The 15384-nt window shown below is 47.6% G+C and carries 14 protein-coding genes and 1 tRNA gene; 11 read left to right on the forward strand and 4 right to left on the reverse strand.

Annotated elements, in window-relative coordinates:
• Nucleotides 1-7: 7 nt before the first annotated feature.
• From pstC to FFONT_RS03215, 3 genes are read left to right on the forward strand one after another with little or no spacing between them, the layout of a single operon-like run.
• Nucleotides 8-931, forward strand: coding sequence for a phosphate ABC transporter permease subunit PstC (gene pstC / locus FFONT_RS03205; RefSeq protein WP_014557792.1), 924 nt, complete (start codon nucleotides 8-10; stop codon nucleotides 929-931).
• Nucleotides 928-1770 (forward strand): PstA family ABC transporter permease, encoded by an 843-nt coding sequence (locus FFONT_RS03210; RefSeq protein ID WP_014557793.1) that lies wholly within the window; start codon nucleotides 928-930, stop codon nucleotides 1768-1770. Before pstC ends, FFONT_RS03210 begins: the two co-directional genes overlap by 4 nt.
• Entirely contained in the window at nucleotides 1767-2537 is a 771-nt protein-coding gene (locus FFONT_RS03215; protein ID WP_014557794.1) for a phosphate ABC transporter ATP-binding protein, read from the forward strand. The genes FFONT_RS03210 and FFONT_RS03215 overlap by 4 nt, the downstream gene beginning before the upstream one ends.
• On the opposite strand, the gene FFONT_RS03220 is transcribed toward FFONT_RS03215, so the two are convergent.
• Entirely contained in the window at nucleotides 2534-2926 is a 393-nt protein-coding gene (locus FFONT_RS03220) for a type II toxin-antitoxin system VapC family toxin (protein WP_014557795.1), read from the reverse strand. The two genes, FFONT_RS03215 and FFONT_RS03220, sit on opposite strands and share 4 nt — an antisense overlap.
• A 2-nt stretch (nucleotides 2927-2928) precedes the next feature.
• Nucleotides 2929-3156: a hypothetical protein gene (locus tag FFONT_RS03225; protein ID WP_014557796.1), complete on the reverse strand. Its 228-nt coding sequence runs from the start codon at nucleotides 3154-3156 to the stop codon at nucleotides 2929-2931.
• Nucleotides 3157-3375: 219 nt separating this feature from the next.
• Here FFONT_RS03225 and FFONT_RS03230 point away from each other — a divergent pair, with 219 nt between their 5' ends.
• The 6 genes from FFONT_RS03230 (at nucleotide 3376) to FFONT_RS03255 (ending at nucleotide 6375) form a co-directional block, all read left to right on the forward strand.
• On the forward strand, nucleotides 3376-3606 hold the full coding sequence (locus tag FFONT_RS03230) for a hypothetical protein (protein WP_148683587.1): 231 nt from the start codon (nucleotides 3376-3378) through the stop codon (nucleotides 3604-3606).
• Between the two features lie 46 nt (nucleotides 3607-3652).
• Entirely contained in the window at nucleotides 3653-4006 is a 354-nt protein-coding gene (locus FFONT_RS03235; protein ID WP_148683588.1) for an ATP-binding protein, read from the forward strand.
• A 114-nt stretch (nucleotides 4007-4120) separates the two neighbouring features.
• Nucleotides 4121-4504 carry a glycosyltransferase gene (locus FFONT_RS03240; protein ID WP_148683589.1) on the forward strand — a complete coding sequence of 128 codons (384 nt, stop codon included), beginning with the start codon at nucleotides 4121-4123 and terminating at the stop codon, nucleotides 4502-4504.
• Between the two features lie 142 nt (nucleotides 4505-4646).
• Nucleotides 4647-4943, forward strand: a complete 297-nt coding sequence (locus tag FFONT_RS03245; RefSeq protein ID WP_148683590.1) for a glycosyltransferase — start codon at nucleotides 4647-4649, stop codon at nucleotides 4941-4943.
• A 7-nt stretch (nucleotides 4944-4950) separates the two neighbouring features.
• The gene (locus FFONT_RS03250) at nucleotides 4951-5334 is read left to right on the forward strand and encodes a glycosyltransferase (RefSeq protein ID WP_148683591.1); all 384 of its coding nucleotides are present in this window, start codon (nucleotides 4951-4953) and stop codon (nucleotides 5332-5334) included.
• Nucleotides 5335-5436: 102 nt separating this feature from the next.
• Complete coding sequence (locus FFONT_RS03255; RefSeq protein ID WP_014557799.1) at nucleotides 5437-6375, forward strand: glycosyltransferase family 2 protein; 939 nt, start codon at nucleotides 5437-5439, stop codon at nucleotides 6373-6375.
• 118 nt (nucleotides 6376-6493) lie between these two features.
• Here FFONT_RS03255 and FFONT_RS03260 read toward each other — a convergent pair whose 3' ends face one another.
• Nucleotides 6494-7075, reverse strand: coding sequence for a hypothetical protein (locus FFONT_RS03260; RefSeq protein WP_014557800.1), 582 nt, complete (start codon nucleotides 7073-7075; stop codon nucleotides 6494-6496).
• Nucleotides 7076-7237: 162 nt separating this feature from the next.
• Nucleotides 7238-7870: a radical SAM protein gene (locus tag FFONT_RS03265; RefSeq protein WP_244403685.1), complete on the reverse strand. Its 633-nt coding sequence runs from the start codon at nucleotides 7868-7870 to the stop codon at nucleotides 7238-7240.
• Nucleotides 7871-8339: 469 nt separating this feature from the next.
• Here FFONT_RS03265 and FFONT_RS03270 point away from each other — a divergent pair.
• Nucleotides 8340-8414, forward strand: a tRNA-Val gene (locus FFONT_RS03270).
• Nucleotides 8415-9125: 711 nt separating this feature from the next.
• Nucleotides 9126-15236: a hypothetical protein gene (locus FFONT_RS03275; RefSeq protein ID WP_014557803.1), complete on the forward strand. Its 6111-nt coding sequence runs from the start codon at nucleotides 9126-9128 to the stop codon at nucleotides 15234-15236.
• Nucleotides 15237-15384 lie beyond the last annotated feature (148 nt).

Consider the following 15384-nt stretch of genomic DNA (forward strand, 5'->3'; position numbering starts at 1 on the left):
AGGTGGAATGCAGAGGCCTCCGAAGCACGACAAGCTTTTTTTTCTATCGCTGCTCCCATTCGCTTCCATACTCATAGCTATCTTCATGTTCCTGTTCTACTTCCTCTACGAGAAGTCGATCCCCATCCTCTCATCGGAGGGGATGAAGTTCTTAATTGGGAGTGTGTGGAATCCCGAAATGAACGAGTACCAGATCTTCCCAATGCTCCTTGGAACCCTCGAGACAGCTGCGATAGCACTGCTCATCTCTATTCCGCTCAGCCTAGCGGCTGTGGCTTTTCTCAACGAGTACGTTCCTTCGGGGAGAGTGGCGAAGTGGATCACGTTGATCTTCGAGCTCTTCGCTGGAATGCCCTCCATAATATTTGGAATATGGGGGGCCCAGTACTTGGCGGGGGCTCTCAAGGATAGCTTGATGGTTCCCCTTCATAACTACTTTGGCTTCATCCCGCTCTTCTCCTGCTCCCCAATGAGCGGCTTCACCCTTTTCACGGCCTCGATCCTCCTCTCCCTCATGATAACCCCATACATGTTCTCGATGCTCAACAGCTCCTACAATTCTATTCCTAGCCACATAAGGGAAGCTGCATATTCGATAGGGTTGAGGAAGTACCAGGTCTTCAGGATCCTCCTCTCGTATATGAAGCCTGGGACCTATGCCTCCCTCCTCCTGGGCTTTGGAAAGGCCGCGGGAGAGACGGTGGCTGTTTCCCTCGTAATAGGGAACATAAACGTCGCATCCTACTGCCTCTTCTCTCCAGGAATGACGATATCTTCGCTCATAGCGAGTCAGTTCCCGGAGTCCTATCTATATCCAAACATGCTCTCAGCCCTCTATGCCGGGGGGTTGATTCTCCTGATAATAGGGATGGTGTTCAACTACCTAGGCTTCGTGCAAACGAAGAAGTTCAGAGCGAGGTTGAACCTATGAAGATGGACAAGCTCCTGGACAGGGCATTCTTCCTCGCGGTTCTCTCCATGACGGCTATAGCCATATTCCCCTTCTTCGTCCTGCTGTTCCATGTCATAGAGAATGGCATTGAGGCTATCCTCCAAGTCGGGATCTTGAGATTCTTGACCTCCCTCCCCCCGAGTCCGGGGAATGGGATGGGGGGCGTCGGGCCAGCGGTCTTGGGAACGGTGATCGTCGTGGGGCTCTCGACCCTCTTCTCTATCCCCATATCTTTTGCTCTCTCGGTTCTGTTCGTGGAGTTCCCCAATTCTAGGATCTCAAAGATATCCTCGGTCCTCACGGATTCTCTGCTGGAGCTTCCCAGCATAATAGTTGGGATGCTCATCTACGTCTTGGTCGTAGTCCCCATGAAGACTCCCTCTATGATTGCTGGCTCCATCGCATTGACTGTTGTATCTCTGCCTATTTACGTGACGTATATGAGGAACGCTTTACTTTCAGTTCCCCCGCAGTACAGGGAGGCCGGGTACTCGATAGGGCTGAAGAAGCTCCAGGTCCTCCTGAAGGTGATGATGCCGATAGCGAGGAGGGGTCTTTCTCTCTCGGTGGTGCTCGGAATTGCCAGGGCGATGGGGGAAACGGCTTCCCTCCTCTTCACGGTGGGCAATGTGCTGTATTATTATCCGAAAGATGTAGCTGAGCCTGGAACTACTCTCACTATACTGATATACAACTTCGTCCAGACTCCTTACGGGAACTACATCGCGATGGCGTGGGGCGCCGCGCTGATGATAGTCCTCTTCTATCTGCTGCTCTTCGCCATATCTAAGCTTCTGGTCAAGGAGGTGAGAATATGAGGGAAGTTATAAGGACCGAGAGGCTCTCGTTCTGGTACGGGAGCAAGAAGGTGCTCCACGATGTGGAGCTGAGCATAATGGAGAACAGCATAACCGCGATCCTGGGTCACTCTGGCTCGGGGAAGAGCACCCTCCTCAAGGTCTTCAACAGAATGACAGACCTCATACCTGGAGCTAGGATGAGCGGTAAAGTTGAGGTCTTCGGGAAGGACGTGAGGGAGTGGGATCCATATGAACTGAGGAGGAGGATGGGGATGCTGTTTCAGATCCCCAACCCCTTCCCCCATCTGAGCATTTACGATAACGTGGCCATTGCTGCTCAGGTATCTCGAAACATCAAGGATAAGAAGGAGATCCAGGCAACTGTGGAGTGGGCCCTGAGGGCAGCGGCCCTGTGGGATGATGTCGAGGACAGGCTCGATGATTTCCCATACAAGCTAAGCGGGGGGCAGCAGCAGAGGCTATGCCTCGCTAGAGCGCTAGCCATGAAGCCCGAGATACTGCTTCTCGATGAGCCTACTGCGAACATAGACTTCGAGAACACGATAATAATAGAGAACGCTCTCAAGGATATAGCCAAGAGCTCCGGTATAACGATCGTTATAGTAACTCATCTCCCGGACCAAGCTGTAAGGGTCTCGAACTATATGATAATTATGAACAGAGGAGTAGTTGTTGAGGGAGGGAAGACAGAAGAGATAGTTAGGAATCCGAAGGAGAAGTTCACGAAGCTACTCTTCAATGGGTTCTTCCGGGAAAAAATTTAAGGGACTTCAGCCGATCGCATAGCTTTGATATATTTGGAAGCTATATCCTTCAGCTTTTCATCGTCTGTTACTAAAGTAAAGCCGTTCCTAATGGCTATATATAAATAGACTGCATCGTAAACTGTTATACCTTCTTTTAAAGCTAAATTTAAAGCCTCGCCCTCAAAACCGGTTATGGAATAAGCCTCTATTGAAGAGAAGATCTTTGCTATGGAGCCTGCAAGCTTTAATGCTGTTTCCTCCTTAAGCCTTTTGAGCAAAAACGCTTCTTTCCAAACAGCATTCAAGCACTCATACAGAGCTAAATCTGTTGTGCTTGCATTTTCAAATGCTTCTAGCTTTTTGTTCTTAATCAAGTTTATAATAGCGCTTGCATCCAGCAGATACAAAGCTAATGCCCCTCCCTGTCTTCGCGTATTAGCCTCGCAATCTCATCGTCTTGAATAGCGGAAAGCTCTTGGGATATCTCGCTCAGCTCCTTTTCCACTTCCTTGAGGACGTACTTCTTTACTTCCTCTTCTATAGCCTTCCTTATTACAGGACCAGGCTTGATGCCATACTTGTCCATGAGCTCTTTCAGCCTTTTTGGAATCTTAGCGGAAACTGTTTCATAGCTCATATTTATCACTGGTTTACTTTATATCTGTTTACTTATATAAAGGTTACTTTGTTAAATTATTAGTCTAAAAGCAAAGCGTAAAAAACTGGAGAAAACTTCAATTACTTATGGGGGTAAGTAATGGGATACTTCAGCCCTGAGCCAAAGAAGAGAAAAAAGGAACTCTTCAACATGGAAGAAGAGTGAAATTTACTCGAGAATTCTCTTCAGAAGGGGAAAATGATTTCGGACACATGTCTGAGGAGGTACGGGAAGACCTCTCTTATGCTCACTTTCTTGAACGAGAAGCGGGAAAACTATATTTTCGTGGACTGCAGGCTGATGCAAAGAGGGGTATTCACGCTCAAGTCCTTCATTGAGATCCTCGAGGAAGAGCTGAGCAGGCTCGACTGGGCTCGCGATCTCCTAAAGAATATAGAAGAAGTTAGAGTTTGGACCTTTTGGAGTTAGGATCAGAGATAAGAAGGAGACCACGCTCCTCCGCATACTGAGATCGTTGGAAGGATCGGTCCTAGTTTTGGATGAAGCTAAGGAGCTCAGGAGATCGAACTACAGGTTTGACTCGCTACTTGCATACATATACGACGATCTGAACATAAAGGTTATCGTTTCAGGCTCCATGGTTGAACTCCTCTACAGGTTCCTCAGGGTAGAAGATCCTGAAGCTCCCCTCTACGGAAGGGCCTACTCGGAAGTTCGCTTGAAGCCACTCCCGAGGGAGAAGGCTATCGTCGCGATTGCCCATTTCTTCATGGGGAAGCATTTATACAATTCTTTCAAGAGGAGGGAGCTCTTGAGCTTCGCTCTGAAGTATCTCCTAGCATATCTCAAAAAATTCGGGTCATATTGATCTTTTCTCTTTTCTGTTCGAGGAGAAAGCTTTTGGATGTGGTTTTATTATAGTAATATTCAAGAAGATAGATGCTCAACTTGATTGAATTTCAGGTAGGAGGTCTCTGTAATCATGAAAAAGGTCGTAGTCGCGCAGCACCTATATGGCTTCATAGGAGGCGGGGAGATACTAGCAACTCAGTTCATAAAGGCCTTCAGAAAGATGGGCTATTCTATTGCGATAGCATCGACTGCTGAAATCAACAGGGATAAGGCGGAGAAGTGGTTCAACGTAGACTTGAGCGATGTCCGCACTTATGCTCTGTTCCCATTCTTCTTCCCGTACCTCGGTCTCTACCAAAGGTACTTCTTTCCATACGCGATAAACAAGGCAATAGAGAGGGAGAAGCCTGACCTCGTCTACATCGATACTCTGCTGTACAAGCCAGTTTTGAAGAAGAAGGAGAAGATGGGCTTCAAGATAATGAATTATATTCACTTTCCCGACCCGTATTAATATAGAGGATGGTCTAAGGAGGGCTTTTGACCCGGTCGCTGCTCAAAGGTTCAAAGAGGAGCAAAAAGAGTACCTGAGCAAGTACAACAGCGGATGGTGGAGCTTCTACTACAGAGCATGGGCAAGAATTTCGAAGAGGATAATGGTCGAAGATCCGTTCAGTTCCGCAGAGTACGTCCTGACCAACAGCAAATACACTGCTCGAGCCATATATGCACTCTACGGGAAACAACCTACAGTACTGTATCCACCAGTCGAAGTAGAGATATTTGAGAGGAAGAGGAAGCCTTACAGCGAGAGGGAAAAAGCTGCCGTGATGATAGGAAGGATAACGAGGGAGAAGGGGCACCAAGCCGTAATAGAAGCGATCGCGAAGACCAAAAGCAAGCCCAAGCTCAGGATAGTGGGGGGGGCTTGCTCCCGCCGATTCTGCTTATAAGGATGAGATAGAGGCTTTTGCAAGGGAGAGGGACGTTGAAGTGGAATTCCACATAAATGTTCCGAGAGAGAAGGTTGCGGAGATAGCGGGCAGCTCCCTGCTGTTTATCCACAACACATCGGGAGAGCACTTCGGAATTGCAGTAGTAGAAGCGATGGCTGCAGGGCTTCCCGTCATAGTGAGAAAGAGCGCAGGTCCCTATCTGGACATAATAGATGAGGGGAGATATGGGTTGTTCTTCGAGGGCATCGAAGACCTGGCTTCGAAGATCGATGCCATAGCTGAAAGCGAGAGCGAGTGGAAGAAATACAGCGAGCTCTCAGAGAGGAGAGCAGAGGATTTCACTGAAGATAAGTTCTTCGAGAATCTTTCCAGAATAATGAGGGAGTGAAGTTGCGCTTTTTTTAATTTAGAAGAAATCTCGCAAAGGTTAAGTATTTGGCATGATTTCTGAAATAAACAGGATTGATGTGAGCGTTCAGGGGTAACCAGTATGGCTGAGGAGAGAGATACTTGTGTGGTAACCGCGACTTATAAAAGAGCTTGGGCGCTGCCCTACTTCATAGGTTCTCTGAAGAGGCAGAGCCTTCTCCCTTCAAAGGTCATCTTCGTGTTGAAGCCTTCAGGTGATGAGAGTGAAGAAGTTATCGAAAAGGAGGCTCAAGGTCTGAACTACGAGATAGTTTTGCAGAAGAGCGGAAACTTTGTTGAAGCTGTCGAGCTTGGCATTAAAGCATGCGGAGGTCACAGTCTAATCCTTTTTATAGATGATGATGCCATAGCTTCTGAAAACTGGATCGAAAAATATGTTCAGTTCTTCAATTTGAGAAAAGACGCAGGAGGTGCTGGTGGAGCCGTATATAAGGCGATTTTCGACGGCGATGATATCTCACCGACTGGAGACCATTTCTATGGAAGGGATACTTATAAGACGAAAGGAGGGATCCACAGGAGACCACTGCCGGAGTATGAAGACTACTGTGAATGGCTCTCCACTTCAGGTCTCCCAAGAGGTAAAGAGTGCCAAGGGGATGCGATCCTCTCTACTCTCTTAAGCGGGGTGAACATGGCCTTCAGAGACGATGCCATTTTTGATTGCCCTCTCAGCAGGCTCTTCAAGAACAGCAGAAAGGGGTTCCATTCTGAGCAGACCCTCGCATTTTGTGCGAGGAGAAAGGGATATCACACGTACAGGCTGACCGGCGAGAGCTCTCCAGTAGTATATCATATAGTAGAGATCGAAAGCCTCAAGAGAAGAAAGGGGTTCATGAATGATTTTTGGATTCATTATGACATCGCGAGGGATTTCTGGAGGCTGAGGGAGCTCGGGGCGGAAGTCAATTTCCTTCACTATCTAATAGGTATGCTCATATTGGCGAGGAAAAAACCACTCGCCAGAATACCAGCAACTCTCTACGCTTTATTCAAGTGAGTTTCCTCTATGCTTCATAGAGCGGGATTTTCAGCATAAAAAAATTAGTTTTCAATCTCCTTTAGACTGAAGTCCACATATCCAAAGCCCCAGTGCCCTTTCTCTGAAAAGATTTTCACTAGGCAGCTTTTCCTATAATATCCCAGGAATTCTCCAGGAAGCCTTTGACCTTCAGGGACTCAGCATTCTTCTCCCTTATGGGTCTCAAATTTTCCCAGTCCTCCTCGGTTATCGGAGCTTCCCTTGACTCGCTCCTGAGGCCCCTGTAGAGGTCCACAGCTAGTTTCCAGCCGCTCTCGTTTATTGGTACTGTGAGGAATATGTGGTATAGAAGCGTTGTTTTGAATAGCCTGGGGATCTCAGCCAGGAGATGTATGATTATCAGATCTTCTCCTACCATCATTCCCTCCACGAAGACTACTTTCTTCGAGAGAGCATAGAAGAGGGATGTGGGCGTGAAGAGGGCTAGTGCGAGGCTCTTCATCACATCGGAGGTGCTCGCGGTAGCCTTAACGCTCATCTTCTCTAGAACCTCCTTCGCCTCATCTCTGTCGAGGTCCTCGAACTTTATCCCCTTATCAGAAATCATCTTCTGAAGAGGCTTTCTCCCGAGCATCCCGACTCCATGCTTCTTCTTCAGCTCCCCGAAGAATTTATCGTTCGCGAAGAGAACGAACGGCTCGTGCTCAACTGTTCCCATCAGTTTTCACTACGCAAAAGTTCCTTGAAAATACATTATCCTATCGAATATATAAATTTATAGATTTTTCTTTTTGAGCTGATTATTTAATCAAGAGTTTCAATATAGAATGAAAATTTTTGAAATGTTTTTATTTTTCGATAGAAGAGAGCTCGATGAGAATCAGATGAATTCCCTCGGTATTCCATCGGGGCTGAATGCTTTCTTCGGCCATATTCCATGCCTATTCATTAGCTCGACAACATGCGGATAGAGGAATACATACTCCTCCTCGAAGCTTTCCTCAAGAGATGGATCTATGCTACCCAGCCTCTCCTTGAGCTCTCTGCAAGATTCCTCTCCGCTGAAGCTCATCATCACTGCTGGATGAGCTTCGACACCCGCATCCAGGAGGTTCTCCAGAGCTCTTATCTGAAGCTCGAAGAATTCTTGCCTCGCTCCAGTTATCTCGAAGAATTCTTCGCTATTGCAACCCTTTATCGATACTCTGACGTGGAGATTCACGAAAGGAGAGAGCTCCTGGGCGAGCTCCCTCGAATATCCCAAGTATATGCCGTTCGTCTCCAGAATGAAGGTTTTATCCCGATCTCGGAATGTTCTCAGCACTCCGAGGAGGTGCTCGAAACCCAGGGTTGGCTCCCCTCCACTGATTCTAACATAGCTATATCCCTTTTCCTCAGCTATCAGAGAGAGCCTTTCAGCTACAGCTTCAGGGGAGTAAAATTCGCCGTAGCTCCTAGGGCTATCCCTCTGTCTCCAGCTCCAGCAGAACTTGCACTTCAGATTGCAGCCCACGGCATCAGCTGTAGCTATTCCTCCGTACCATCTACCTCCCCGGAACCTGTAGTACTTCCTGTAGAGAGATCCCCCCTCTCTTCTTGTCACGACTTCCTCAATGATTTTGCCCAGTGCAATGGGGTCGTATCCCGTCTCCATGCCGAACAGCTCTTCTTTTGTGATCCCTCCTTCCCGAAGTTTCTCAGTCATTTTGAGGAAAGTTGATCCTTTTGAGAATATGTTCCAAGGCGCTCATAAGCTTTTTGAAGGACAGAAAGAAATGTGAAAAATTGGAAATGTTGTGAGCTTCTGTGCCCTAAAGAGCGGAGCTTTCAGTATTTATGTCGAGCTCTTCACAGCTCATCACCACCATAAATTGCGGTTGTTTTTCACATTGAAAGTTTTATAAAGTCCGTTCGAGCAAAGAAAAGAGAAAAACCGGCTCATGCATCTAGAGATGCGTTGATGCGTCACAGCTCGAAATAGGGGGCCCGTCGTCTAGCCTGGTTAGGACGCCGCCCTGACACGGCGGAGGCCCTGGGTTCGAGTCCCAGCGGGCCCACTATCAATTTATCAGAGTTCTTCTTCGGTATTGAGTTTATATAAGGTATCATACCAGTTGTGAGCTATTCTGCGAATCCGCTCACATTTCCGCTAGGGCGATGTTTGTAGTGAACCATCCCACCATCACGAAGGGGATTTTTTCTTCAGCCCCCGAGAGGTTAAACTAAATGCTAGCTTCAGATCCTTCAACTAGCGTTGAGCTGACCTCCTCCTGCTCCAAGGGAACCCTAGCTCTTTAGAGCTGATCATCGGTTTCCATCATTTACTCGCTTCCACATATCTCATCTTCTGGACACCCGGGAATGCAAGAGATCCTCATATCTGAGTAATTGCCTTTCCCTGATGTTCGATGCTCCTATGAGGTCTCTATCAGTTTCAAGGAATAGATAGGGCTTTGTTCTCGGTTATCTTTTCAAATAGATTAGTTCAATGCTCTTCTGTATCTTCTCAGAAGGTCTTGTACTGTGGGCTCGGGGCTAACCTTCTTCCCAATTGTCACGGTTAGCACTTCTCCACCGCCCACAGCTTAAGCACGTCAAGTGCTAATGAAAGCATGGAAAATTTATGAGTATTCATCCTCACCATAAATGGCGAGGCTTCCAAGAGGTAAAATTTATATATATAAAAAAATTTTTATACGAGTTTATCTTAAACATACTTGGAAACTGGCTTTCCTTGCTGGCTCCTTTTCCGGATGAAGTGATGCCTAATGAACTACGTTAGGTCATCGGCTCCAGTTCTTTTAATACTAGTCTTAATAAGCCCGCTATCAGCTCCAATAGTCGAGGCCCAGAGAGATACGTATAAGGAGTTGGAGAACTGGATTAAACAAAATCTTAGGCCAATAGGCTTTACTCTCTACCGTGGACCCGCTTACAATACGACTGGCTTGTATAATGACCCTTTGGTAGAAGTGAGATTGAACAACTATTCGAGGCCTATCGTGGCAAAGTACAGTGACTTCATAAACATGGTCAATAGAGGAGCCTATAACCTCACATTCCTAGTCGTCTCATATGGAAGTGGTATATATGGACCTATTGTCGCTACTTGGCCCCCCTACAACTTCACTCACAGCAGGATGGTCGATCCCATCGCGTTGGCATGGGGAGCCTACCCAACACAAAACTATCCTATTGACTTCTTCTACAGCAATGAAGCCGACCCCTACACGATCAACGCACTTCACTTCAACCTGTCCGAACCAATCTTCTCGAAAAACCCCGAATATCTATATTCCTACCTCCCGTTAAGCAACAGTTCGCGGACCACTCTACCAAAAGGCGAGAACTTAATACTAGGCCTATACCCGTTCAGCGGCTACGACGAAGTTTATGATGTCCTAGCTGGAGCTTTGAAAAGCGATAGAGAGGTGCCTCTACCATACGAGTTGAGCAGGATACTGGAAGCGATGCCCAAAGATGACCCATTCGCCTCCACGATATCGGTAACCTGGGAGGTGATTGGCGACAGAGGATATTTGAAGCCAGCTGTGCTGTATAACTACACTCACCTGGCCCCCCAAAATCTGAGCCTCATAGCCTATGTCAGTTCCCCATTCTACAATCCTGAGAACATGACTTACGAGCAGTGGTATGCTGAGGCTGTTGAACAAGGAAAGGGTGAAGTTGATAGGACTGACTACAAAGTGTCTCTCCGCAGCTACAGCACAAGGATCTTCCGTCCTTTCGGTGTCCCATTGAAAACTTATTCCTTGCTAATAGACTTGGCTAACTCTACTGCCTCACGCCTTCTCACCTCCAGCTCAATGTTCTTCATAATAAGTCCGGAGGTCTTCAACGGAACTGAAACGGTGAAATTAACTATAGCGGATCTCAGGGGTAGATTCAATATAACATATTTCTTGAACATAGAGATAGGTCCGGAAAAATTCAAGGTGGACGTGGAGTACGAGCACTTCGAGAGTAAAACAAGTGAAGAACATGCGTCTGTAACTAGGCAAAAATACCACTACATCGAGCAAGATTCAACCAGGAGCTACGATGAGGACGGGTGCTTAGTAACCAGCTTAAATTTGAAGAGCCACGAATCTTATACCTACAAATATCAAAGCGGCACTCAACCTGTTGATTTTGGAAATAGTTTTGAATTGTATGAACAAGGAGAAGAATACTCTGCCTCGGGTGGAGGCGAGGTTAAGATAGGGGGATGGCTCCCCAACCCACCTCCACCGGGCAACGTCATCGAAGTGAGCTATGACCTAGAGGGATCCAAGCAGAGCTATTGGCATAGTCTGCATGAATATAAAGGTTTAGCTGGGAAGTCATATGGCAATCCATGGATGTCTTGCTGGTACTATGGCTACGATGATCAAGGCAATCTGCAGAAATACAGTGTGGACTGTTATTCGTTAAGATATTCTGGTGAAGCTTGTGCGAATTTATTATCTAATGCGGAAAGCTGGTACTTGGAAAAATGGAATCAAATTAATGAAATCAAAGATATGTATGGTAGAATTTATTATAAAGATTATACAAGCAGTTATTTGGAGGAGAGCCATTTCAACTCTAACACGCTTTCTCGCCATGTCGGCATCCTCTACATGAACGACAAGTTAGTTGAGTTGAGATCTGTCGGAATCTCAGAAGCTGAGCGGGGTTGGAGTAGTAGCTATAGTACATCGACCTACCCCGAGGAGAGAAAGGTGATTATCCTCAACGAGACTAAGTCTTGGGGGAGCTGCCAAAGTGTCTCACTTAATAAAAATGTATATGTTGAAACGGGAGCGTATTTAGAAGCCAATGTGTGGAGTTATCGTACTGAAACCTCCTACAACTACGATTCGTGGGATGAGTTTCCCCAATATAAACCAGGTTCCTTAGAACCAGGAATGAACGAATTCAAATCATCTTATGTCATGGTTTATGACCAGAAGGTCTCATATGGACCCCCCTCGGGCTCTGAGTCGAAGAATCTGTTCGTTTATTTCGATAAGACCGATGTGTTTCCTGGAGAGAACGTCACGGGTTTCGTGCGTACATACGGCGTCGATCCAAACCAGACTCGAGTAACATTGAGCGCTTTCCTGAGCTTCAACGGTACTACTGTGAAGCTCAACTCAGAGCCATCCATAGTCGAACTTGATGAAGAGGGGGTTGGCTCTTTCACGCTGAAGATGCCGAGCGTAAGTGATATAAACAAGACTTTCAATTCCCTTGGCTTCCTTCCTCCTCTACTCACCGTTAACTTGACAGCTATGGACAACAACGGGCAGAAGTCATACGCAACCCTCGCACTACACGTGACCACGAAGAACCTCGTGCTAGACTTACACGACATCGACATACCTGTACCGGAGGAGCTATATAAGGGGAAAGGTCTCGTCCTGGAGAAAGTCAGCGGCACCTACAAACCCCTCATCGATAAGCCTCTGAAGCTAGGTAGAGACGTTTACATAAATCTCCAGGTCAGAGAGAAGAGCAGTGGTAACATAGTCTACTGGGTTGCTGAAAACAAAGGCAAGAGCAGGATTTTAATAGATGTCACAAGCCTGGATCTACGCGAGAACGAGACTTATATTGTAAGCTACGAACTAGCGATGGATTTATCTTCAATCTTCCAAAACACGAAGTACGGTTGGGTCCAACTTAACGTGACAGATGTTGGTTTGGAGTTCAAGCTCAGCGACTTCACGGAGGAGAGGACAAACAAGTTCCTGGACATCTACGTTCCGTACTCGCTCTTCCTGAAGTACTACAAGCAGTTGATAGCACTCGCCGGGAACGACGATAGGTTTAAGATGCTCCTCGCCGATCAGGCAATCCCATTCGATTTGCTGAGAAATGCCCTGAAGAAAATGATCGAGGCCGCATCTCTAACGGATGCAGAAGTCCACAAAATACTCGATGGCATCTTCGGGAAACTGGATAACACGTTCCTCAAGATTGGGCCGAGGGTGATGTTCCCGTTAGTTTTAACCGATGACGCTTTGTCGAGCGAGCTCGAGGTCTTCAGCAAGGACTTGAGCTTCAGAGATAAGAGGTTCAACCTCACCTATAGTAGTCTCGAAGACCCGGATAATTACTGGAGCAAGTTCGCCAAGCTGATTGTACTTCAGGCCATGATGCTCAAGACCTACATATATGCTGAGTCAATAACGCTGCTGGCATCGAAGATCATCGCTCTAGCAGTCACGCTGGAGACCTTCAAAGGTTTGTTCACTTACACGAAGCTCTGGAACAAAGGAAACTTGTTCAGTTTCTTAAACAACAAATTCAAGGGTGGCGCCTTCGCCTTGTCGAAGGACACGCAGAAAATGATTGGGGCGTTCAAAGTTGGTGCGCTCACAACGTTGGGTGATTTCCTCAACATACTCGCGTTAACCAACCCGTGGCTCGGCGGCATGAGCGCTCTGAAGGGTTGGCTCGTCAATATGACTGGAGACAGGGACATGGCCAGCATTATCCTAGCGTTGATATTCAAGGTGATCAGGTTCGTTATGGTGTTCCTCGTTGGCTGGGGCGAGTTCGCGGGAGAAATGGGCTTCGAGATCATGTTTCAGATAGTCAACTTCGTTGTGGCCCACGTCCTCATGTTCTTCACTAGCCTGATGAACCAATTGATTGTTGTCCAGGAGGTTGCCAAAGGGATCTATGCATGGGGAGTGATCCCGGGCATCTTATCGTTCTTCCTCAAGCAGTATGGGGGCGATTATTCCTTCAAAGATTTAGCAATTACGGTGGGAGCAGGCGGAGAGAGCAAGTGGGCTTCGAGGCAAGAGCCAGAGCCCGTGTTACATTTGGGCTACTGGTACACGGACGAGCAGGCTTTCTTCTTCGTAGCTGATATATACAAGAATTACGTTGAGCCCATCGCATCTCTGACGATATCCACGCTGAGAGGGCTGGATGGAGTTTTAGCCAAGTTGAAGGGAAGTGGTCTTGCGGCTTCTGAAGAGGTCCTGAAGTTCATGAACACTCCTCTACAGGTCACAGTCACCACCAAGGACGGAGCCAAGGTTTTCCCAGTGAAGCTCAACGACGTCCTATCCAAGTCATACCTAGCTTTTGTGGGCGTCTTGGTCACGGACTTAATGATGAAGGTCGGTTGGAACCTGGCGTTCTACAACGCTCTGGTAAAGGGGAATGATGCGGTGAAAGGGTGGATGTTCATAGTGCAGGTGATGCAGGCACTGGCCCCCCTGACAGCGGGGCTTCTAACCTCTAGGATCCCCTTGGCCAGGTCTCCCGCAATGAGCCCAGCGCCAGCAATGGAGCAGAGTGCCTCGATGAGTCTTTCCCCCTATGTCCTGAGTCCGGTTTCAAATAACCCGACTTATGCCTCAGCCAGAAGTTATTCGAGCGAGTTGACAGGTTTGTCTAAGAGGCTAGAGGAATTGAGGGGGCCTTTCTTGGACATGCTGAACACCAACAGGTACAACCTCGCCAAGTTGGAGGAATTATCTTCGGTGATGAACGAGGGAGACCTAGCTCTTCTGAGGGTAGCCTACCATGTCAAAGATGCTGAGGCTCTGGACTACCTGCTTGGTCTTAGGGACCAGTATTACTCTGCGCTGAGCAATGTTGCCCTGGTCATTGAGATGGTAATGGATTCGCCGTCTCTCAGAACGTCTTCGCGGCTCGCACCAATCGTTGATGTTAACATCAATGAGATGGTTGAGGCATTGAAAAATGCGACTAAGGTCCTGCGCCAAGCCGAGTCGAATGGTGCTGTAGCCGATGCCATTGGTCCTGCCATATTAGTGAGGGGGGAGGACATAGATTCGTCGAACTATCCATATGAGGGGAAAATAGCCGTGACAGTCAACAACCTGGGGGATAGTTCTGCTAGGGTTAAGATAGTTGTGGGGGAGACCAACTTGACCAAGAGCTCCGAGAGCGATGTGGTTGAGGTTCCGGCTTTCAGCTCAAAGACTCTTGAGCTGAGAGTTGAAGCCAAGCCTGGTTCCAGGGGTATCGCGACCCCAACGATACGAGTCTACGCGGAGGGAGAGCTGCTGTACGAAATAGACACAATAGTCAAGCTAGAGGAAACGTTCTTCTCCGATAGAAAGGGAGATGTCTTCGCAGTGAGTGATGGCCCGATAACGTTGAGGACTGGCAACGAGTTCTACGTGACCCTTGTGAACTCAACCAGAGTTCAAGTATTCCTCCCAGGCTATGCTTCCGACTACTCTGTCACCCTGAACGACACCCTGGTTAGAAGCGGGATAATAAAGACGGGCAACGGGACGATAGTGGGTGTGTCGTTCACCAAGCCAGTGTCAGGCACTCTGAGAATAAAGCAGATGAACGTTAAGTCACAGTATCTAAGCGGTTCTGGTGTGGTCTCAACTACTTTCGGAGTTAGCTTGGAGTCTGGCGGGAACTTGACGGCGCAGATCAGTTTGTACCTTGATAACCCGTACCCGGAGGCTAGTTTGAACGCTACAAACGCTATCTTCCTCGCCATTGATTTGATCGAGGCCGAGTCCAGCTCCGCGTTGCTGAAGATAAAATACGAGGAATTTAACTTCAAAGACCCCTACCAGGTGCAGATCCTAAAGTACAACGCTACTATGGAGGCATACATACCTCTGAGAGACTTCAAGGTGGACATTGCATCGAAGACCATATCCATTGAGATTAGTCCTGGTGACCCAGTTCTGGCTTTGGTGGGAGCCAAGGTGAGCGGACCTCAGGAGCCTTCCACGACCACTGGACAGACTACCACGAGTTCTCCTGGAACTCAAAATCAGAGCGCAGGTCCAGGAACTACGGCCATGGTGATAGTTGGAGCAGCGGTGGCTATAGCTGTGATAGGGGTAGCCCTCTACGCTGCATCCAGGAGGAAGAAATAGATTTTTTCATCTCGCAAACTTTCTCATTTTTTTGTGAACCTCTCCACCTTCAATTGTGAAGCCTCGAGTTTTGAAAATGATATCCCGAAGATCCTAGATTCGAGTCCCCGCTAGTCAATGCATTCTCTTTTCAGTCTCAGGAGGCGGG

The organism is Fervidicoccus fontis Kam940 (genome assembly GCF_000258425.1).
GTDB lineage: Archaea > Thermoproteota > Thermoprotei_A > Sulfolobales > Fervidicoccaceae > Fervidicoccus > Fervidicoccus fontis.